At 53.1% G+C, this 19,839-nt stretch carries 18 protein-coding genes; 5 read left to right on the forward strand and 13 right to left on the reverse strand.

What is annotated here, in order from left to right:
- Nucleotides 1-7: 7 nt before the first annotated feature.
- A complete protein-coding gene (fdnG, locus tag SK36_RS22430; protein WP_136345561.1) occupies nucleotides 8-3,058 on the reverse strand; it encodes a formate dehydrogenase-N subunit alpha in 3,051 nt (1,016 codons plus the stop codon).
- Between the two features lie 193 nt (nucleotides 3,059-3,251).
- Here fdnG and fdhD point away from each other — a divergent pair, with 193 nt between their 5' ends.
- On the forward strand, nucleotides 3,252-4,088 hold the full coding sequence (gene fdhD, locus SK36_RS22440) for a formate dehydrogenase accessory sulfurtransferase FdhD (protein WP_045449242.1): 837 nt from the start codon (nucleotides 3,252-3,254) through the stop codon (nucleotides 4,086-4,088).
- 128 nt (nucleotides 4,089-4,216) lie between these two features.
- Complete coding sequence (locus SK36_RS22445) at nucleotides 4,217-4,429, forward strand: YdgH/BhsA/McbA-like domain containing protein (RefSeq protein WP_045449244.1); 213 nt, start codon at nucleotides 4,217-4,219, stop codon at nucleotides 4,427-4,429.
- Between the two features lie 54 nt (nucleotides 4,430-4,483).
- Here the strand turns inward: SK36_RS22445 and SK36_RS22450 are convergent, their stop codons facing one another.
- From SK36_RS22450 to SK36_RS22475, 6 genes are all read right to left on the reverse strand, one after another.
- The gene (locus SK36_RS22450; RefSeq protein WP_045449245.1) at nucleotides 4,484-6,229 is read right to left on the reverse strand and encodes a putative frv operon regulatory protein; all 1,746 of its coding nucleotides are present in this window, start codon (nucleotides 6,227-6,229) and stop codon (nucleotides 4,484-4,486) included.
- Between the two features lie 82 nt (nucleotides 6,230-6,311).
- A complete protein-coding gene (locus SK36_RS22455) occupies nucleotides 6,312-7,424 on the reverse strand; it encodes an aminopeptidase (RefSeq protein WP_048223359.1) in 1,113 nt (370 codons plus the stop codon).
- Complete coding sequence (locus SK36_RS22460; RefSeq protein WP_045449249.1) at nucleotides 7,414-8,865, reverse strand: PTS fructose-like transporter subunit IIBC; 1,452 nt, start codon at nucleotides 8,863-8,865, stop codon at nucleotides 7,414-7,416. Before SK36_RS22460 ends, SK36_RS22455 begins: the two co-directional genes overlap by 11 nt.
- A 10-nt stretch (nucleotides 8,866-8,875) precedes the next feature.
- Nucleotides 8,876-9,322 carry a PTS fructose transporter subunit IIA gene (locus tag SK36_RS22465; protein WP_045449250.1) on the reverse strand — a complete coding sequence of 149 codons (447 nt, stop codon included), beginning with the start codon at nucleotides 9,320-9,322 and terminating at the stop codon, nucleotides 8,876-8,878.
- A 185-nt stretch (nucleotides 9,323-9,507) separates the two neighbouring features.
- Entirely contained in the window at nucleotides 9,508-9,831 is a 324-nt protein-coding gene (locus SK36_RS22470; protein WP_048223363.1) for an AzlD domain-containing protein, read from the reverse strand.
- Nucleotides 9,831-10,490 (reverse strand): AzlC family ABC transporter permease, encoded by a 660-nt coding sequence (locus tag SK36_RS22475; RefSeq protein WP_045449254.1) that lies wholly within the window; start codon nucleotides 10,488-10,490, stop codon nucleotides 9,831-9,833. The genes SK36_RS22470 and SK36_RS22475 overlap by 1 nt, the downstream gene beginning before the upstream one ends.
- 101 nt (nucleotides 10,491-10,591) lie before the next feature.
- Between SK36_RS22475 and SK36_RS22480 the strand changes: the two genes are divergently transcribed.
- Nucleotides 10,592-11,140 carry a helix-turn-helix domain-containing protein gene (locus SK36_RS22480; protein WP_045449256.1) on the forward strand — a complete coding sequence of 183 codons (549 nt, stop codon included), beginning with the start codon at nucleotides 10,592-10,594 and terminating at the stop codon, nucleotides 11,138-11,140.
- Nucleotides 11,141-11,245: 105 nt separating this feature from the next.
- Here SK36_RS22480 and rhaM read toward each other — a convergent pair whose 3' ends face one another.
- From rhaM to rhaB, 5 genes are all read right to left on the reverse strand, one after another.
- On the reverse strand, nucleotides 11,246-11,560 hold the full coding sequence (gene rhaM, locus SK36_RS22485; protein ID WP_045449257.1) for an L-rhamnose mutarotase: 315 nt from the start codon (nucleotides 11,558-11,560) through the stop codon (nucleotides 11,246-11,248).
- Entirely contained in the window at nucleotides 11,557-12,705 is a 1,149-nt protein-coding gene (gene fucO, locus SK36_RS22490; RefSeq protein ID WP_048223367.1) for a lactaldehyde reductase, read from the reverse strand. The genes rhaM and fucO overlap by 4 nt, the downstream gene beginning before the upstream one ends.
- 117 nt (nucleotides 12,706-12,822) lie before the next feature.
- Entirely contained in the window at nucleotides 12,823-13,650 is an 828-nt protein-coding gene (gene rhaD, locus SK36_RS22495) for a rhamnulose-1-phosphate aldolase (protein WP_045449266.1), read from the reverse strand.
- 112 nt (nucleotides 13,651-13,762) lie between these two features.
- Nucleotides 13,763-15,022 carry an L-rhamnose isomerase gene (rhaA, locus tag SK36_RS22500; RefSeq protein ID WP_048223370.1) on the reverse strand — a complete coding sequence of 420 codons (1,260 nt, stop codon included), beginning with the start codon at nucleotides 15,020-15,022 and terminating at the stop codon, nucleotides 13,763-13,765.
- Nucleotides 15,019-16,488: a rhamnulokinase gene (gene rhaB, locus SK36_RS22505; protein WP_045449269.1), complete on the reverse strand. Its 1,470-nt coding sequence runs from the start codon at nucleotides 16,486-16,488 to the stop codon at nucleotides 15,019-15,021. Before rhaB ends, rhaA begins: the two co-directional genes overlap by 4 nt.
- A gap of 303 nt (nucleotides 16,489-16,791) precedes the next feature.
- Here rhaB and rhaS point away from each other — a divergent pair, with 303 nt between their 5' ends.
- On the forward strand, nucleotides 16,792-17,640 hold the full coding sequence (gene rhaS, locus SK36_RS22510; protein ID WP_045449270.1) for an HTH-type transcriptional activator RhaS: 849 nt from the start codon (nucleotides 16,792-16,794) through the stop codon (nucleotides 17,638-17,640).
- Between the two features lie 151 nt (nucleotides 17,641-17,791).
- Complete coding sequence (gene rhaR / locus SK36_RS22515) at nucleotides 17,792-18,640, forward strand: HTH-type transcriptional activator RhaR (protein ID WP_045449271.1); 849 nt, start codon at nucleotides 17,792-17,794, stop codon at nucleotides 18,638-18,640.
- Here the strand turns inward: rhaR and rhaT are convergent.
- The gene (gene rhaT, locus SK36_RS22520) at nucleotides 18,637-19,671 is read right to left on the reverse strand and encodes an L-rhamnose/proton symporter RhaT (RefSeq protein ID WP_045449272.1); all 1,035 of its coding nucleotides are present in this window, start codon (nucleotides 19,669-19,671) and stop codon (nucleotides 18,637-18,639) included. The genes rhaR and rhaT overlap by 4 nt on opposite strands.
- Between the last annotated feature and the right edge of the window lie 168 nt (nucleotides 19,672-19,839).

Genomic DNA, 19,839 nt, shown 5'->3' on the forward strand with positions numbered 1-19,839 from the left:
GTCTCCGTTACACCTTTTCCACGTTCACGAGGAAGGACTTAAATTCCGGTGTCTGCGTGTTCGCATCACCGACGAATGGCGTTAACGTATTAGCGATAAAGCCTTTTTTCGCCACGCCTTCGTAGCCCCAGTGAATAGGAATACCGATAGTGTCGATATCCTGACCGTTTGCCTTCAGCGTGCGAATGCGTTTTGTCACCACTGCTTTGGCTTTAATGTAGCCGCGGTTAGAGGAGACTTTGACAGTATCGCCGTGGGATATACCGAGCTTATTCGCCAGCTTCTCACCAATTTCTACAAACTGTTCTGGCTGGGCGATGGCGTTCAGCAGCGCATGTTTGGTCCAGTAGTGGAAGTGCTCGGTCAGGCGATACGTTGTCCCGACGTACGGGAACTTATCTGCTTTCCCCAGTGCTTCTTCGTCGCCTTTAAAGATACGGGCGGCAGGGTTAGAGATAACGTTCGGGTGCAGCGGGTTAGTCCCCAGTGGGGTTTCAAACGGCTCGTAGTGTTCCGGGAATGGGCCTTCTGCCATTTTATCGATAGCAAACAGACGTCCCATACCTTCGGGCTGCATGATAAACGGTCCGACATTGCTGCCAGGTGCGGCGGCGCTGTAGTCCGGAATATCCATCCCGCTCCATTTCGCCCCATCCCATTTCAGGATCTGGCGCTTCGGATCCCACGGGTTACCCTGTGGGTCAGCGGAGGCACGGTTATACAGAATGCGCCGGTTGAGCGGCCATGCCCATGCCCAGCCCAGCGTATTGCCAAGGCCCGACGGGTCGGCGTTATCGCGACGCGCCATCTGGTTGCCTTCCGGCGTCCAGCTTCCGGCGAAAATCCAGCAACCGCTGGAGGTCGTACCGTCATCGCGCAACTGGGCAAACGAGCTAAGCTGTTGTCCTTTCTTGACGATAACCGCGCCGGTAGCCGGATCGGTGATGTCAGCCAACGCTTTACCGTTACTCTCCATCGCCACTTCTTCCGAAGCCGGTTCATGTGGTGTGGAGTAGTTCCAGGTCATACTCAGCACCTGTTCCGGGTTTGCGCCGCCCTGTTCGGCGTACATTTTACGCAGACGCAGGAAGATACCGGCGAGGATTTCACCGTCAGTGGCGGCAATCCCTGGGGCATCCGCACCTTTCCAGTGCCATTGCAGCCAGCGACCAGAGTTAACGATAGAACCGTTTTCTTCCGCGAAGCAGGTGGACGGCAGGCGGAAAACTTCAGTCTGGATTTTCGAGGGATCAACATCGTTCGACTCACCGTGGTTTTGCCAGAAGGTGGACGTTTCGGTGTTGAGCGGATCGATAGTTACCAGGAACTTCAGTTTCGACAGTGAAGCCACTACCTTGTTTTTGTTAGGGAATGAGGCAACCGGGTTGAAGCCCTGGCAGATGTAGCCATTCACTTTGCCCTGGTTCATCATCTCGAAGTACTGCAGAACGTCATACCCTTTGTCCCACTTCGGCAGCCAATCGAAGCCCCAGCTATTTTCCGCTGTCGCTTTATCGCCAAAGAAGGCCTTCATCATCGAAACGAAGAATTTCGGGTAGTTGCCCCAGTAGTTTACCTGACCTTCCAGCAACGGTTTTGGTGTGTTAGCAGCAAGGTAGGTTTGCAGGTCGGTTTGTTTTTCGCTTGGCAGCGTCATATAGCCTGGCAGGCTTTGTGACAGCAAACCTAAGTCAGTCAGCCCCTGGATGTTGGAGTGACCACGCAGGGCGTTAACACCGCCGCCAGCCATACCCATATTGCCAAGCAGCAACTGGATCATCGCCATGGTACGAATGTTCTGCGCACCAACGGAGTGTTGTGTCCAGCCCAGCGCGTACAGGAACGAGGCGGTTTTATCTTTCACGCTGGTTTCAGCGATATATTCGCAGACTTTCAGGAAGTCGGCTTTCGGCGTACCGCAGATGTTTTCTACGACGTCCGGCGTGTAGCGGGAAACGTGTTTTTTCAGCAGGTTCCAGACACAGCGCGGATGTTGCAGGGTGACATCGCGTTTGGCGAAGCCTTTTTCATCCAGCTCGTAGTTCCAACTGGTTTTATCATACTTGCGTTTATCCGCGTCATAGCCGGTGAACAGGCCATCTTCGAAGCCATAATCTTCACGCACAATCAGGCTGGCGTTGGTATAGGCCTCGGTGTATTCGCGGTTAAATTTTTCGTTATTCAGCAGGTACAGCAAAACGCCTGACAGGAATGCAATGTCAGTACCAGAACGAATTGGGGCATAAAAATCAGCCACAGCAGCAGTTCGCGTAAAGCGCGGATCGATCACAATCAGCTTCGCGCCGTTGTGAATTTTGGCTTCCATCGCCCAGCGGAATCCGACCGGGTGAGCTTCAGCGGCGTTACCGCCCATCACCACGATAAGGTTGGCATTTTTGATGTCGACCCAGTGGTTGGTCATCGCACCGCGACCAAATGTTGGAGCAAGACTTGCTACCGTTGGTCCGTGTCAGACACGCGCCTGGTTGTCGACCGCGAGCATACCGAGCGCGCGAGAGAATTTTTGCGTTAAGTAGCCGGTTTCATTACTGGAAGCGGAAGCACACAGCATCCCGGTTGAAAGCCAGCGGTTAACGGTAACGCCTTCGGCGTTCTGCGCAACGTAGTTTGCGTCGCGGTCTTCTTTCATCAGTTTAGCGATGCGGTCAAATGCCTCATCCCAACTGATTTGTTGCCATTTATCGGAGCCAGGCGCGCGGTATTCCGGGAATTTGAGGCGGCTTTCGGAATGGATAAAATCCACCAGACCGGCCCCTTTAGGGCAAAGCGCACCACGGTTGACCGGATGGTCCGGATCACCCTCGATATGGAAGATGGATGCTTTGGCGTTTTTTGCTCCGTCACCGAGACTGTACATTAACAGTCCACAGCCAACGGAACAGTAAGTGCAGGTGTTACGGGTTTCGCGGGTGCGCAGCAATTTATATTGCCGTGTTTCCGCTAGCGCTACGCCGGGTGCAAAGCCCAGTGCCGCTGCCGTGGTGCCTGCCATACCGCCAGCGCAGATCTTAAAGAACTGCCTTCTGCTGACCTGCATGGTTCGCTCCTTGTTTCGACATTGTCACGTTCCCTTCGTTTTTTGTAACGCGAACGCGAGGGAAGTGGTTGTTATTTTTCTTTGCGGACGGGACCGCAAAGGTCCAGAATTGGGTGAATTTCCCTCCGTCCAGGAGGGGTTTGTAAAGAATACCACAATGTTGGTATGTGTGTTCCAATATGGTTAAAAGAAAGTGAATAAGATTATTCAAGAAAACAACCAAAATGTGACGACTGTTACGGGATCACGTCAGTTGACCCTCTGGAAACGTGAGGATTTGCAACATCCTCAGCCGGATGAGGTGGCTGAAGAAGTGCCTGTTGCGCTGGTTTACAACGGGATTTCACACGTGGTGATGATGGCATCACCGAAAGATCTTGAGCATTTCGCGCTGGGCTTTTCGCTTTCTGAAGGCATTATTGAGAGCCCACAAGATATCTTCGGGATGGAAGTGGTTCCTTCCTGTAACGGACTTGAGGTGCAGGTTGAACTCTCCAGCCGCCGTTTTATGGGGTTGAAGGAGCGTCGTCGCGCACTGGCAGGTCGCACTGGCTGCGGCGTTTGCGGCGTGGAACAACTCAATGACATTGGTAAGCCGGTCCAGCCTCTGCCGTTTACGCAGACATTTGATCTGGCGGACCTCGATCGCGCATTAACGCATCTGAATGATTTCCAGCCCGTAGGTCAACGTACTGGCTGCACGCATGCGGCGGCCTGGGTACAGCCGTCGGGGATTCTGGCGGGCGGGCATGAAGATGTTGGCCGCCATGTTGCACTGGATAAATTACTGGGGCGGCGCGCAATCGAAGGGGAAAGTTGGCAGCAGGGGGCGGTATTAGTTTCCAGTCGTGCCAGCTATGAGATGGTGCAGAAGTCAGCGATGTGTGGTGTTGAGATCCTGTTCGCTGTTTCTGCGGCTACGACGCTCGCCGTTGAAGTTGCCGAACGTTGTAACCTGACGCTGGTGGGTTTTTGCAAACCGGGTAGGGCGACAATTTATACGCACCCACAGCGTCTGATTGCTGAATGATATAAATTCAAAAAAATTGAACAAGACTGGCAAATCCTTCCGCTTTTAGTTGTGTGATGTGAGGGCTATTATTTATCACATCAAGGCACGGTGCCTTATTCAAACAACTAAGTTAAAGGGTTTATATCATGAAAAGCATCAAAACTTTTGTCGCAGTTATCGCTCTCGCTACTTCATTCGGTTCTTTCGCTGCTCAATCAGTTACTGCAACCGGTTCTACACTGGACAGCGCTGAAGCAAAAATCGCTGCACAGGCTGAACGTGCAGGTGCCAGCGATTATAAAATTACTCAGGCATACACCGGTAACCGCGTGCATATGACCGCTGAACTGCTGAAATAATATTGCAGACCATTGTTGAAAGAGCGCCTCAGGGCGCTTTTTTCATTTCTGTGGTTACTCTTTTAGTAGCGAGATAAATGCTTCATAGCCAGTTAATTCGATAATGTCTTCGGCTGGATGGCGGTACAGCACGCTGGCCAGATAACTGAAGATTTTTAATTCATGCCGTGCGTCGGCGGCGGCACATGCGATAAGGACATGGCTGACCGGTTCGTTGTTAACCTGCACCGAATGGGTGAGAGTAATAAAAAAACCGCGAAAGCGGCGTTCCTGCTCACTCCAGCAATGGGGGATCGCCAGCCGGTTGACAATCAGATTTTCACCTTCGCTCTCACGAGCGCAGATATGCCGCGCTTCATCATCAGTCATATGTTCTTGCGTCACGAGCTGTGCGCAAATTTTCACAATAATGCTCCGCCAGCTTTCGTCCGGTGTATTCGGATAATGAAAGCTACCCGCCGCTGAAAAAAAACGCTCCGGCTGCTGGCGAATAAAGGCCGTGGCAAGAAAGTTTTTGATCTGCTCTGTTCCTGCCGAGGTAATGATGCTTTTAATGGTGATGACATTTTTTACTGAATCATCAAGTAAATAATGGCTGTTATTGATGATCAGTAACGGTTTTACTTCCTGGAAAATTGCATTCAGTTCGCCAGGCGTACGCGCAATGATTACCCGGCAATTTAATACATCCCGTTCAATGGCTTGCTGGTTAATCGTGGCAATCGCATTTTGGTCAGATAACAACATAATGGGCTGACGCTCATTTTGATGCCGTTCCAGTGCGCAGGCAAAATACAGCCCGGTCAGATCACTATCAAAAAGTGGAGTATTTAACTGCTCACGCAGCAGGGCAATAAAACGCAAACTCATATCGAAGGCGGCTGGCCAGACTGCTTTTAGATTGTTCATGCTGCTCTGGCGATGTTCAGGTATCCAGACAGGTGCTGCAACACATCTCAGTAAGTGTCCGGTGATGTTATCAACCAACTGGCTATCGATAATGTTGAGTGAGGTGGTGCCCGGTAACTTTTGTAGCACTGAAATTATAGCACCGGGGGTTATCGCCGCGGCTTGCTGTTGCTGCATTTCCAGCAACCCACTCAGCGTTCTGAATGCGTTATCTCCCAGGTAGATCCCACTCTGTTCCACGGTATTTTTCAGCGACGTATGCCGACATTCGGGCCAGCAGGCGGTGAGCTGATTGCGCAAGGCATAGACCGCCAGTACCAGGCTGGCGAGGTATTCACCTGATATCAGGGGGAGTTCATCGAGGCCTTCACATGCAACGTTGAGCCGTTCAATATTGTCATGTGTGAGGCCTGGTAGCGGGATCAGGAACATGTCTTTTTTGAACAAGTTCGCCAGCAGAATAATACGTTTTTCTTCCGGCTCATCAATGAAGTGCCCCACGCCCGGACGGCTGGAAATGCTAAATGTGCGCTCATAGCGTTGCTTCAGGCGCGGTAATCTGTCGGCCACCCAGGTCTCGGGTAAGTTTAACGCAGACGCCAGCTGCAGGCGGGTCGTGAAGGTGTTCAGTAATAGAAACGCCAGCAACCGGTCATCATTATCATGTCGTTGCAGAAGCTGGAAGTAGCTACGTCTGTCAACAATATCCAACTGATATCCCGCGCTGCCACCTGGCTGGATACGCGCTTTGCCGCTCAGAGTAAAATTAAGGTAATCAATATCACGCAGGATGGTTCTGCCCGAAACGCCAGTTTGTCGTGCCAGCTCGCTAAGCGGGCTGGCCTGCTGTTCCAGAATGTCCACGATCTTTAACTGGCGGTCGTTCAACATATACATTTCCTCTTTCAGGCTGCTTCTGCGTTGGCCGTATTCATTCACCCCGGTTACGTACTACCTGTACGCTCCTGTGGATTCATTCATTTGCCGCTTTGATGTAACCCGAACGAGTTCGTGTATCGATATCCTGGCGAAAGTGGGTAAACTCTTCGACCTTCTCTGCAGTCAGTGAACACAACAGTTCTCGCACCAGCGTAAACAGGGCGTCATAGTCTGTTGCAGAAATCATGCCGCTGTTGGCGTGCAGATAGCGGGTGGGCAGGCACAATGCCGCGACGGGGCGACCGCCGCCCATCACGTTGTAGCGACCGCCGTCCGTTGCGCCGGTTTTCATGGTGCAAAATTGCAACGGGGCACCACTGCTTTCCGCGCTCTCTTTTAACGCGGCGACCAACTTCTGGTTAGGGAAATAGCGTTTATCAAACAGCATCAGGCCTGGCCCATCACCCAGTTTCAGCGGGTATTTGATGCTGTCGATTCCCGGCACGTCGCCCGCGACGGCGGTATCGAGCACGATCACCACGTCAGGTTTAATGTGCTCGGCTGAGGTTTGCGCTCCGCGCAGCCCAACTTCTTCCTCCACGCTGCCGACGCCGTACAGGGTAATTTCAGGGTTATCCACCGTCTGCAACAGCTCCGCCATCAGAGCGCAACCGACGCGATTATCCAGCGCTTTACCCACTATTTTATCTTCACCCCAACGAGCGAAATTCGCCTCCGGGCTGATGAAATCACCGACGGCGATGCCCCGTTTTTTCACCTGCTCACGACTTTTCGCACCAATATCAATGAACATTTCGTCAAAGTTCAGTGGTTGTTGTTTCTGCTTTTCCGTTAAAGCATGGGGCGCTACGGAGCCAATGATGCCAGGAATTTTACATCCTTCGCGGGTGCGAATGGTTACCCGATGGTTGAGCATCGACTGGTTCCACCAGCCACCAATAGTGGTAAAACGCAGAAAACCGCTAGCGTCGATATGCGTCACCATAAAACCGACTTCATCCATATGGCCGACGATTGCAACTTTCGGTCCCCGATGTCCTTTGCGGGCGACAAAACTACCCAGACCGTCAAAGGTAATTTCATCCACGCAGGACTCTAGCGAATTGATGAGGATGGTGCGCACTTCCTGCTCATCGCCGCTGACGGCACTGGCCTCGCATAACTGCTGAAGTAATTCATTGTTCATGTGCAAGCTCCTGCTGCGCGGCCTTAGCTTTCCGTTTGAGCCACAGTCCTTTAAGGATGATGATTAACGCAATGTTCAGTGCCAGACCGATTGCCAGCACCAGATAAAACGACCCAACCGGCGACATCAGGCCGATCAGCGGATCAAAGATACCTAATCCCGGCGCCAGCCGTTTGATTCCGAAGGCGATTACCAGCATGCCAGTAATACCGCCAGAGAGCGTATTGGCAGTGATCATCGGTAACGGTGCGGCCAGCGCGTAAGGGATTGCGGGTTCAGTCGCAACCGTTGCGCCTACCACAATCGCACTACTGGCGGCGGCCTTCTCCTGTTGAGTAAACAGTTTAGGCGCCAGATATGTAGCGATACCCGCTGCGACGGGGGGCATCAGTGCCACTACACCGACGATGGCGTACCAGTCGTAGATCTGTTTTTCCAGGAGTGAGAAGCAGAAGAACCATGCAGTTTTGTTGATTGGTCCGCCCATGTCGAATGCCAGCATCGCTCCGACAAGAAAGGCTGCACCCATTTTCATTGATGGGGGAATAGTGTTCAGGAAGTGCAGTAATCCGCTCATGATGTCGGACATCACCGGGCCAATGACATACCAGGTCAATACCCCAAACACCAGCAGAGTCACGAATGGGATCAACATTGAGCCGAGCAGCGGCTGGAGCGCTTTGCCGAGGCGTACTTTGCGAAACCACAGCACGAAATAGCCGACCGCCAGTCCCAGCACCACCGCGCCGAGAAAACCCGCACCAGACTGGGTGCCCAGCAATCCTTTATCGTTCGCCAGATAGCAAACCAGAAATGCCGGAGCGAAAGCGGGTTTATCAGCAATCGACCATGCGATGTATGCGCCCATAATCGGGATCATAAAGGTGAAGCCGAGATAGCCGATAGACTCGACTACCCAGGTAAACGACGGCGCACCTTTCGACATATCGGTATACGGTAAACCGAGCTGCACCAGCATATTGGCGAGCGCAACCAGAATACCGCCGCCAATAACAAACGGCAGCGCGGCGGAAACTCCCGCCATCAGATGACTCATCACACTGCCTTGCTGAACATCCTGTTTACCTAATTTCATGCCACTATCTGTTGTAAACAGCTGCGAATGTGAAGGAAGTTGCGTGAATATCTGATCGATATTTTTCAACGCCTGGGAAATAGCGATCTCATACACTTTCTTCCCGGAGAACCGAACCCGATCTTCGGCGCTTAAGCCGCGTCCCGTTGCCAGAATCACGTAGTCCGCAGCGGCTATTTCTTCGCTGGTCAGGCGGTTTTCGACGCCGCTTGAGCCTTGAGTTTCGACTTTAATCGTATGACCAAGTGACTGCGCTTTCTGTTCCAGCGCTTCTGCCACCATGTAGGTGTGGGCGATTCCCGCAGGACAGTTGGTGATCGCCACTAAACGTAAGGATGACTCCATAGCCGCTTCCTTATGAAGTTAAGGTCTGATTTAGCAAGGCAAGAACCTGTTCAGCGTTGCCCTGTTTCAGTTGGTTGATGAAATCCTGATGGATAATTTTTCGGCACAGGGTGCCGATGATTTGGACCTGGGAGTCTTCGCCGGTTTGCGGTACACCGAGGCATATCCAGCAGTTGACGTCCTCACTGTCGCTGGCTTTCCAGTCCACGCTTTCGGATTTACGCGCAAACAGAACGAAGGGCTGCTTCACGCAGGTGCTTTTGCCGTGGGGAACAGCGATACCCGATCCAAATCCGGTGGAATGCAATTTTTCTCGTAGCAGCAGCGTTTGCAGGAACAGGGGGCGATCGGTGATATAGCCGTTCTTAAATGCCATATTTGCGAACTGCTTTAGAATGGAATAAACGCTATTGCCCTGAATATTCAGATCAAGACAGTTTGCGGTGAGGGCTGCCATGGTAAGACTCCATTAAAACCTGTTTGATTTGATTTTAACGGTGGGACGGTGAAGAGATGAGCGGCAATATGTCGGGGAAATGTGACAATACACCGCTGAGTCGGGTACTGTTTTTGCGGGGTGCTACACATAATCATATGGAAAATTAACCTGATGAATTTGTCGTCATCAGGTTAAAGGAGGAATCAATTTATTCCTGCCATTCTCAACAGTGCTGTCATGACCGCCGCGGCAATAATCACCACAATTAGTGGCATCTTACGCCAGGCGAGAAATACGGCGAAGCCAACACCCAGCAGGCGCGCCATACCGGCAAAATGTTCGCCTTCATAAAAGGTGGTTGCCAGTGCGACGGAGAACAGTAATACCGTTGCAGCATCTGAAAGCAGCGCCTGGGAACGCTCGGAGAACGCCAGGCGGCTACCCAGTTTTGCTCCCCCTAAACGCATTAGATACGTTCCCAGAGACAGGATGGCGATACCGACGATAAACAGCGTCATGTTGCCCATTATTTTTTCCTCGTCAGTAGGCCAAACAGTGAGAGCAACACCGGCAGTCCCACCGGGGCAAAAGGTACGGCGGCGAGCGACAGCGCAGCACCGCTACAGGCGCGGACCAGTGTGGTGCGGTTTTTAAATGCCGGAACAACTAAGGCCAGCAGAATGGCGGGAAACACGGCGTCCAGACCGATGGTTTCTGGTGCTGGCAACAGCTTGCCAACCATCGCCCCAAGCAGCGTGCCCAATGGCCAGATAATGGCGACGCCCAAACCGCACAGCCAGTAGGCCGCTTTACGCTGCTCCGGTGTTTTTTGCGACAGGCCAAACACCACGCTTTCATCGTTCATGATATGGCAGCCGAGGAAACTGGCGGCACGTGTTCCCACCAGATCGCGCACCGTAACGCCAAACGGGACGTGACGGGCGTTAACCAGCAGCCCGGCTGCCGCTGCGGCCAGCGGGTTACCCCCGCTGGCGACAATGCCGATAAACATAAATTCGGATGCGCCAGCCAGCACAGTAATGGAGAGTACAAACGGTACCCAAAGTGGAAATCCGTAAGCCATTGCCAGTGAGCCGTAAGACATCCCTACCACACCGACCGCCAGACACACTAAAAGTATTGCTTTTATCGTGTCGCCTTTAAGACTGGAAAAATAATGTTTCATACTGTTTTGGCTATATCGAACGAATTTCCATTATAATGAACGTAACAGATTTGCTTTACAAGTCGAACGATTCGTTCGATATAAAAAACATGGAGTCATGTATGACCCAACCCATCAGTATGATTGCGAAAAGCCTGGTGCGCGAACGTCAGCGTACCGGTCTGTCACTGGCAGAGATTGCACGACGCGCGGGGATTGCAAAATCCACGCTTTCGCAACTGGAAGCGGGCAATGGAAATCCTAGCCTGGAAACGCTGTGGTCGCTGTGTGTGGCGCTGGATATTCCCTTCGCACGGTTGCTGGAGCCTTTGGAGCAAAAAACCCAGGTGATACGTCGCGGCGAAGGGACAAAAGTGGTAGCTGAGCAGGCTCATTATCAGGCGATTTTACTGGCAGCCTGTCCACCGGGTGCAAGAAGGGATATCTATTTGCTGCTGACACAACCGGGAGCAGATCGTATTTCTCACCCGCATCCGCCGGGATCGGTCGAGCACATTATTGTGACGCAGGGCAAGGCGCTGGTGGGACTGACCGAAGCCCCCGAGGAGTTGGCAGAAGGGGACTACATTTGTTACCCCGCTGATCAGGAACATATCTTTAAAGCGCTGGAGCCTGACACGCAGGCAATTCTGGTGGCAGAGCAGAACTGATCTCAAAATGACGTTGTGCCGGATGATGGTGCTTGCACCCTTATCCGGCCTGTGGACTGTATTCGCCGTAGGCCGGTCAAGCGCAAGCACCATCCGATGTACACATCACTCCAGGTAAAACACTTCTTTTAGCTCTGCACTTACCGGGCTGTTGTCCGGATTGGCAGGCATTACGTCACGCATATGCTTCCACCAGCGCTGACAAACGTCGGTACTGGCTACCGCATTCCAGCGCTCTTCGGACTCAATCTCAACGGTGGCGAACAGTAAATTGCGTTCCTGGTCGAGATAAATGGCATAGTGATGTGCGCCGTGGGCTTTCAGTACGGCTTCCAGTTCCGGCCAGATGGGATTATGACGACGCTGATACTCTTCATGTGCATCAGCATTCACCTGCATCACAAAGGCTTTGCGGATCATAACGCCTCCAGATACAGCTCGCGGACTTCGTCGCGGCTGGCGGTGCGCGGATTACATGGTGCACACGGATCGGCCAGTGCTTTGTCCAGCCAGCCTTCGATATCCTCTTTGGTGACGCCAAGCGAACTAAACCCAGCAGGAATACCGACACGTTTGCTTAACGCGCGGATAGCGTTGATGGCTTCCATGCTTGCGGTCTCATCGCTCATCCCTCGGGTATCGACACCCATTGCCTGCGCTACGCGAGCAAAGCGAGCCACGGCGTTCGGGCGGTTAAAGTTTTCGATAACGGGCAGCAGGATGGCGTTGCAAACGCCGTGCGGCAGGTTATGCGTTGCGCCCGGCTGATGTGCCAGCGCATGCACCAGCCCGAGGCCGGCGCTGTTGAACGCCATGCCCGCCAGGTACTGGCCAAACGCCATTTGTTCACGCGCTTCGAGGTTATGACCATCGTCAACCGCTTTTGGCAGCCACAGGTTGATCAGGCGAATGGCTTCCAGCGCGTTGGCGTCGGTCAGTGGATGCGCGCCGATGGAAACATAGGCTTCAATCGCATGAGTCAGGGCGTCCATACCGGTGGCCGCGGTGACAGAGGCCGGAATTTCCAGCATGACGCTGGCGTCATCCACGGCGATATCAGGAATAATGTTCGGATCGATAATGACCTCTTTGACCTTGCGCGCGGAATCGATGATCACCGCATTACTGGTCATTTCTGCCGCTGTGCCTGCGGTGGTGTTAATTGCGACCAGCGGTACGCCCGCATTTTTCACTTTGCCCACCCCGGAATACGCGGTAGACGGACCAGGGTTTGCGGTCAGAATTTTCACCGCTTTGGCGGTATCGATTGGGCTGCCGCCGCCGAAAGCGATAATGTAATCACACTGTGCGTCCTGATACGCCGCAAAGCCTTTCTGCACCAGTTCTTCTGTTGGGTTAGGGAACACCTCGTCGAATAAGTGATACGACATTTTATGCGTATCAAGCGCGGCAAACAGGCTATCCAGCAGGCCCAGCTTGACCAGTTGACCATCGGTAACGATCAGCGCTTTACCCCATTGCTTGTTAGCGACCAGATTAACCATGTCGTCAATTGCCCCTGCGCCGTGAAGACTGATTTTAGGAAGTGCCAACATAAAGCTCATGAATATTCTCCTTAAAAGTAATGTCCTGTAGGCCGGATAAAGCGAACTGCCATCCGGCATTGTGTTATTACCTGATGACGACGCTGGCGCGCCTTATCAGGCCTACGGTGGGAGGTATCAGTACAGCTCTAATGCGCTGGCAAGCGGGGTGACGCCGAAACGTTTGCCGAGAGCAATCAGCTCTTCACGCGTGATGGTTTGCTTCATACCGCCCATCGAATAAATTTTGACTAAAACTTCAGCAGATTTCTCTGCGGTATCTATCAAACCGAACGCTTCGTCGAGTGTAGGGCCGCTGCCGAACACGCCGTGGAACGGCCACAGTACCAGTGAGTGCTTTTGCATTTCCTGCGCGGTGGCCTGCCCGATTTCATCGGTGCCAGGCACCATCCACGGCAGAATGCCGACGCCATCCGGGAACACTACCAGGCACTCGGTGCTGCCTTCCCACAGTTTACGGGTGATCAGCGCGGTGGTGTTTTCCAGCACGTAGGTCAGGGCAATCAGGTTGGTCGCGTGGCAGTGCATGATCACCCGGTCTTTACCGTGGGTGGCTTTAATGCGCTCACAGTGGGAAAGAAAGTGAGCTGGCAGTTCGGAAGTTGGAACGGCTTCGTGGGTCAGCCCCCAAAGAATGTGATAGCCCGCACCGTCGCTGTCGATTTTCACTACGCCCAAATTTGCTGCCGGATCGAGCTGGACGTTGCGGAAGAATTTGCCGGAGCCGGTGACGATAAAAGGCGTGTTCGCCAGCAGCGGCATCGGCTGACTCAGCGCGATATAACGTGGTTCTTTGTGGAAATCGGCGGTAAAGGGCGCAATATCCGCTTCATCCAGGCGCAGCGTCAGGTTGCCTCCGTTGCGCTCATCCCAGCCTTTCAGCCAGGCATCAGAAGTGGCTTTGATCATTCCCTGAACGAACCAGGATGTGGTTATGTTCTGCATGTTTGGTGTTCCTGTCTGTTTTGTTGCCCGATGGCGGATTACGCCTTATCGGGCCTACGATGTATGTCGTTTCCGTAGGCCGGATCAGCGCAGCGCCATCCGGCAATCAGGGTTATTTACGTTTACTCAGAATCTCTTTTTCATAGGCGCGGACACTGTCCAGCCACTGGCTGTCTGCCGGAGCGTCATGACGCTGGCAATACATCTCCCAGACCGCCTGCCACGGCAGAGATTTCTGCTCTTCCAGCAGGGCCAGACGTGCGGTGTAGTCACCACTGGCTTCGAGCTGACGAAGCTGTTCAGTCGGCTCTAACAGCGCACGCAACAGGGCTTTTTTCATATTGCGGGTGCCAATAACCCAGGCCGCGATGCGGTTGATTGAGGCATCGAAGAAGTCGAGACCGATGTGTACACGGTCGAACAGGTTGTGGCGGACGATCTCGCTGGCAATCGCCTGGGTTTCATCATCCAGCAACACCACGTGGTCGCTGTCCCAACGTACCGGACGGCTGACGTGCAGCAGCAGGCGAGGTACGTACAGCATGGCAGCGGAGATCTTGTCGGAAATGACTTCAGTCGGGTGGAAGTGACCCGCATCCAGGCACAGCGCAGTCTGGCGGCTGGTGGCATAGCCCATGTAGAACTCGTTGGAGCCGACGGTGTAGCTTTCTGCGCCGATGCCAAACAGTTTGCTCTCCACGGCATCGATGTGATGCGCTGGATCGAGTTTTTCGCTGATGACATCATCCAGCGCTTCCAGCAGGCGCTGACGCGGAGCCAAACGGTCGACGGTAATGTCTTTCATGCCATCCGGGATCCAGATGTTCATCACCGATGGTGTTCCCAATTGCTCGCCGAAATAGGCCGAAATGCGGCGGCTGGCTTTGCAGTGGTCAATCCAGAACTGACGGATGCTGTCGTCAGCATGTGCCAGCGTGAAGCCGTCGGCACTCAGCGGGTGAGAGAAACAGGATGGGTTGAAGTCCAGGCCTAACTGGTTTGCTTTCGCCCATTCAACCCAGTTTTTAAAGTGTTCGGGTTTGATTTGGTCACGGGCAACTGGCGTATCGGATTCCAGATAGATAGCATGCAGGTTCAGACGTTTTGGACCAGGGATCAGGCTCAGCGCCTGCTCCAGATCGGCACGTAGTTCGACGGCATTACGCGCTTTGCCCGGATAGTTGCCGGTAGCCTGAATACCGCCCGTGAGCGAACCTTCCGGGTTTTCGAATCCAGCGACATCATCGCCCTGCCAGCAGTGCATAGAGACTGGCAGGCGATCGAGCTGGCGTAATGCCTCTTCGACATCGATACCTACCGCTGCAAAACGTAGTTTTGCCAGTTCCCAGGCTTGTTCAAGTTGAGTGGTCATGCGCAAAGCTCCTTTGTCTGTCGTATTGATTGAAACTGCGCCTGGTAGCGGGCAATTTCACTTTCAGGATTTGGAATGAAGGTCGTCAGGTCATAGTTGGCTATCACTAGCTGGCGGAAATCATCGACGTTGTTCAGCTCGTCCAGCGTCATCAGTTGAACGCCAATATTGCCGAGGGTAGAGGCTTCAATTGGCCCGGACATGACGCGGATACCGCAAGCATCAGCGCAAAGTTGGTTGAGTAACGCGTTCTGGCAGCCGCCACCGACAATATGTAATTGGCTGAATGCCTCACCCCGAAGGTCCGCCAGTTCCTGCAGGACGTCGGCGTACAGCAATGCCAGGCTGTCGAAAATGCAGCGAGCCAGTTCAGCGTCTTGCGTGGGAACGGCCTGACCTGCTTCGCGGCATGCCGCCTGAATTTCCGCGCACATATCGTCAGGATTGATAAAGCGGTCGTCGTTAGGGTTTATCAGGGAACGGCAGGCCGGTAAGGCTTGCGTTTGGGCGATAAGCGCCGTCAGGTCGGTGATGTTCCGTTCTTTTAACACGCGCTGGAGCAGCCACAGCCCCATGATATTTTTCAGCACGCGGTAGCGTCCTTCCGCGCCGCCTTCGTTAGTGATATTGGCTGCCAGCGCCGTATCGTTGGTATACGGTGTTCTGCTCTCAAACCCCATCAGTGACCAGGTGCCTGAAGAGAGATACGCGCTGTTTTGATCGGCCAGCGGTGACGCGATCACCGCACTGGCAGTGTCGTGGCTGGCGACGGCAACCACAGGGATTTGATTTTTCTGCGGGCAAATCCAGTTGCCGATAACGTTCCCCGGATGTGTGGGACGACCGAACCAGGATTTTGCTGCACCGGTCCAGGCCAGCAGAGTGTCATCCCAGTCGTCGGTGTTGATATTGACTAACTGGGTGGTTGTGGCGTTGGTGTATTCCCAGTTCAGTTCACCGGTCAGGCGATAGCTGAAGTAATCGGGGATCAGCAAGGCATGGGCCACCTGGGAGACCCGTTCTGGCTGTTGTTCTGTCAGGGCTCGGAGCTGATACAAGGTGTTGAAGGGGAGAAACTGAATACCGCTACGGCGATAGATCTCGCTTTTGCCAAGCTGCGCCATGGCATGTGCCATAACGCCCGTTGTGCGGCTGTCGCGATAAGAGACGGGGAGTCCGACACGCTGACCGTTTTTGCCGATCAGAACGTAATCCACGCCCCAGGTATCAATTCCGATGCTGTCTATCCGAATGCCTTCATCGCAGACTTTCTTCAGACCAAGGCGAATGTCGTTTTCCAGGCTGTCGATGTCCCAGGTGTCGAAACCGTCTGTTTTTTGCAGACAGTTAACGAAGCGATGGATTTCACGCAGCGTCAGGGTGCGGTGTTCACTGTCGTAACGCGCCAGCATTACGCGTCCACTGGATGCGCCGAGATCGACAGCGACACAATGGCGAAGAGTCATAGCGAGGTCCTTCTGAGTTTTATTACGCTCAGTCTAAGAACTCCCGGAAAGGTGTACCTTCTTGTTAGTGACAGCCTCAATAAGCGGCTGGCAGCCTGGCAAAGGTGAACGTGATGGTGTTCACAATTCCTGGTAATGGAGGTGATTTTGCCTGGTGTGACCCCTTCCGCAATTCCCGTTTTTTCCCACTATTTCTTGAAGAATTAACTCTGTTTACGCGCTTTGGCGTCAAAAATTTAAGGTGAGGGTGGTAACCCTTAATTACTATTCAGCCATGTTCATTTGATCGGGAAGGATGTCATCATGACCGTACTGCATTGCGTGGATTTTTTTCCGACAGGTAAAGCAACCCTCACGATTGAACCGCGGCTTCCTCAGTCAGCATTCCCTGAACATCACCATGATTTTCATGAAATTGTGGTGGTTGAGCATGGGACAGGTATCCATGTGTTCAACGGACAGCCCTACACCATCAGCGGCGGAACAGTCTGTTTTGTCCGCGATCATGACAGACACTTATATGAACATACTGACAACCTGTGTCTGACAAATATTCTGTATCGTTCCCCGGATGCGTTTCAGTTTCTGGCCGGACTGAACCAGCTTTTGCCCCAGGAACTGAACGGTCAGTATCCGTCCCACTGGCGGGTAAATCAGGGCGTGTTGCAACAGGTTCGTTTGCTGGTGGGGCAGATGGAAAAACTCGGTGATGAGATGGACACGCCGTCGGCGGCAAATCGCGAGATCCTGTTTATGCAACTGCTGGTGTTGTTACGCAAAAGTAGCCTGATGGAAGTGGCTACAGATAATGATGCGCGGCTTAATCAGCTGATGGCGTGGCTGGAAGATCACTTTGCCGATGAGGTGTGCTGGGAAGCGGTAGCCGAAAAGTTTTCGCTCTCTTTACGCACTATGCACCGCCAGCTTAAACAGCAAACCGGATTGACGCCACAGCGCTATCTTAATCGTCTGCGGCTCATTAAGGCCCGGCATTTATTACGCCACAGCGATGATAGTGTTACGGACATCGCTTATCGCTGTGGTTTTGGCGACAGTAACCACTTTTCGACGCTGTTTCGCCGGGAGTTCGACTGGTCGCCACGCGATATTCGCCAGGGACGTGACCGCACTGCGGGAAGCAGCCTCCAGTAACGCGAATGCTATCAACGTTTTTTGCCGCCAGTTCTCAGATAATCACGTTCCTTAACGCCGGATGACAGTTTCGTCTTATCCGGCTTACAAGGGCGCAGTGTCGGCCTGATAAGCGTATCGCCATCAGGCAACAAAGCATCGAGGTGGTACGGTGACTGAGCGGTTAATTCTTCTAAAGTCAGACTTTTTTGCCAATGCCCGGCAGGCGGTCGCCGTTGCCGATCGCTATCCGCAAAACGTCTTTGCTGAGCACACCCATGAGTTTTGCGAACTGGTTATGGTCTGGCGAGGCAATGGCCTGCATGTTCTCAACGATCGCCCGTACCGCATCACCCGTGGCGATCTGTTTTATATTCGTGCTGAAGATAAACATTCCTACACCTCAGTTAACGACCTCGTTTTGCAGAATATTATCTACTGCCCGGAACGGCTGACGTTGAATCTGGGCTGGGAAAGCGCGATCCCAGGATTTAATGACTCGGCGGGACAGCCGCACTGGCGACTGGGCAGCGCCGGGATGACTCAAGCCCGGCAGGTCATTAGCCAGCTTGAGCATGAGAGCCATCAACGCGACCCGCAGGCTTTTGACCTGGCAGAGCTGTTATTTGGACAACTGGTGATGATCCTGAAACGGCATCGTTATGCCACGGACACGCTTCCGGCGACATCAAGTGAAACGCTGCTGGATAAACTGATCACCGCTCTGGCCGGGAGCCATGAACACGCCTTTGAACTGGACAAATTTTGCGACCGTGAGCAGTGCAGCGAACGTGTTTTGCGCCAGCAGTTTCGTAACCAGACAGGAATGACTATCAACCAGTACCTCCGGCAAGTGCGAATTTGCCATGCTCAGTATCTGCTTCAGCATAGTCGGTTGATGATCAGTGAAATTTCTATGCGCTGTGGCTTTGAGGACAGTAACTATTTTTCGGTGGTGTTCACACGGGAAACCGGGATGACGCCCAGCCAGTGGCGTCATCTCGGTAATCAAAACGATTAGCTTGCCATTCCCATACCGACAATATTGGCCGCGACGATAATCACCACGCAGCCGAGGCTGAGCACGCTGACCGGATGTCGGCCCGCATTGCTCCACTCTTTCATAATCAGGCCTACAATACCGCCGCACAGGACGTAGAAACTCATGTGCAGCATCCAGCTCATGTAGTCATACTGCGCCGGAATTTTGGCATGGCCCCAGGCGTAAAAGAAGAACTGGAGATACCACATCAGCCCGGCGAGCGCCGAAAACAGGATATTGCTGATAATCAGCGGTTTTGCTAACGAGAAGTCGGCTTTTATCGACAAGTTTTTCATTTTTGCCAGACGAATGAAGCAGTAGCCGAGGTTGATTACCGCACCGCCGCCCATGATCACCACGTAGCTTGGCAGGGCAACATACAGCGGATCGATCCCGAGTGCGGCAGCGGCTTCGTGCATCGGTTTTGCCGCATCCATTGCAAAGGACATCCCGGCGGAGAAAAAGCCGCACATCACCGCCAGTATCAGACCTTTTTTCAGGTTGAACTCTTCCGCTTTGATGCCCATCTTGCGCTCTTTTAGCTGCCCGGCGCGGGTGACAATCGCGACGCCGATCAGGGCGACCAGCACACCGAACAGGGTCATACGGCCACCGGGTGTGCCGACGAGCACATCAAATTTACCGGCAATGATAGGCGTCATTAAGGTGCCGACAATCAGCGTAATGCCGATGGCGATCCCGATTCCCATCGACATGCCGAGGTAGCGCATGGTCAGACCATAGTTAATGTTACCGATCCCCCACATCGCGCCAAATAAAAATATCGGCAGCAGTGTGGAAGCGCTGAAAGAACGGTAATAGGCCCAGAAGTCCGGTAGCAGGATCGAACTGACGAGCCAGGGAAGGATTAGCCATGAAACAAAACCGCCTATGGACCACATGGTTTCCCAGGTCCAGTGTTGTACCTTTTTAAAAGGGGCGTAGAAACAAGCGGCACTTGCGGCACCAATAAGATGCCAGAATATCCCCATCGTAATTGCGTTACCCATTCTGTTTCCTTTTAAATTATCGATCTGGCTGGATAAAAATCTCCCGTTTTGATGATCGAAAGTCTAAAGAGTGAGCAATGAATTAACCTTCAGCATGCTGCCGCAGGATTGGCAATGCTGGCAAAATTCAGGGGATGATAGGGATGTTGATCACAAATTGATCTTCCG

This window comes from Citrobacter sp. MGH106 (genome assembly GCF_001037495.1).
In the GTDB taxonomy this organism is placed as follows: Bacteria; Pseudomonadota; Gammaproteobacteria; order Enterobacterales; family Enterobacteriaceae; genus Citrobacter; species Citrobacter murliniae.

What these genes read in the sequence shown, in the direction of transcription:
- SK36_RS22445 (WP_045449244.1), top strand. Translation starts at nt 4,217, where the DNA reads ATGAAAAGCATCAAAACTTTTGTCGCAGTTATCGCTCTCGCTACTTCA.
- SK36_RS22475 (WP_045449254.1), bottom strand. Translation starts at nt 10,490, where the DNA reads ATGAAACATTATTTTTCCAGTCTTAAAGGCGACACGATAAAAGCAATA.
- SK36_RS22470 (WP_048223363.1), bottom strand. Translation starts at nt 9,831, where the DNA reads ATGGGCAACATGACGCTGTTTATCGTCGGTATCGCCATCCTGTCTCTG.
- fucO (WP_048223367.1), bottom strand. Translation starts at nt 12,705, where the DNA reads ATGAGCTTTATGTTGGCACTTCCTAAAATCAGTCTTCACGGCGCAGGG.
- SK36_RS22465 (WP_045449250.1), bottom strand. Translation starts at nt 9,322, where the DNA reads ATGGCAGCCCTCACCGCAAACTGTCTTGATCTGAATATTCAGGGCAAT.
- SK36_RS22455 (WP_048223359.1), bottom strand. Translation starts at nt 7,424, where the DNA reads ATGAACAATGAATTACTTCAGCAGTTATGCGAGGCCAGTGCCGTCAGC.
- SK36_RS22450 (WP_045449245.1), bottom strand. Translation starts at nt 6,229, where the DNA reads ATGTTGAACGACCGCCAGTTAAAGATCGTGGACATTCTGGAACAGCAG.
- rhaS (WP_045449270.1), top strand. Translation starts at nt 16,792, where the DNA reads ATGACCGTACTGCATTGCGTGGATTTTTTTCCGACAGGTAAAGCAACC.
- SK36_RS22460 (WP_045449249.1), bottom strand. Translation starts at nt 8,865, where the DNA reads ATGGAGTCATCCTTACGTTTAGTGGCGATCACCAACTGTCCTGCGGGA.
- rhaB (WP_045449269.1), bottom strand. Translation starts at nt 16,488, where the DNA reads ATGACTCTTCGCCATTGTGTCGCTGTCGATCTCGGCGCATCCAGTGGA.
- rhaA (WP_048223370.1), bottom strand. Translation starts at nt 15,022, where the DNA reads ATGACCACTCAACTTGAACAAGCCTGGGAACTGGCAAAACTACGTTTT.
- rhaT (WP_045449272.1), bottom strand. Translation starts at nt 19,671, where the DNA reads ATGGGTAACGCAATTACGATGGGGATATTCTGGCATCTTATTGGTGCC.
- rhaM (WP_045449257.1), bottom strand. Translation starts at nt 11,560, where the DNA reads ATGATCCGCAAAGCCTTTGTGATGCAGGTGAATGCTGATGCACATGAA.
- SK36_RS22480 (WP_045449256.1), top strand. Translation starts at nt 10,592, where the DNA reads ATGACCCAACCCATCAGTATGATTGCGAAAAGCCTGGTGCGCGAACGT.
- rhaD (WP_045449266.1), bottom strand. Translation starts at nt 13,650, where the DNA reads ATGCAGAACATAACCACATCCTGGTTCGTTCAGGGAATGATCAAAGCC.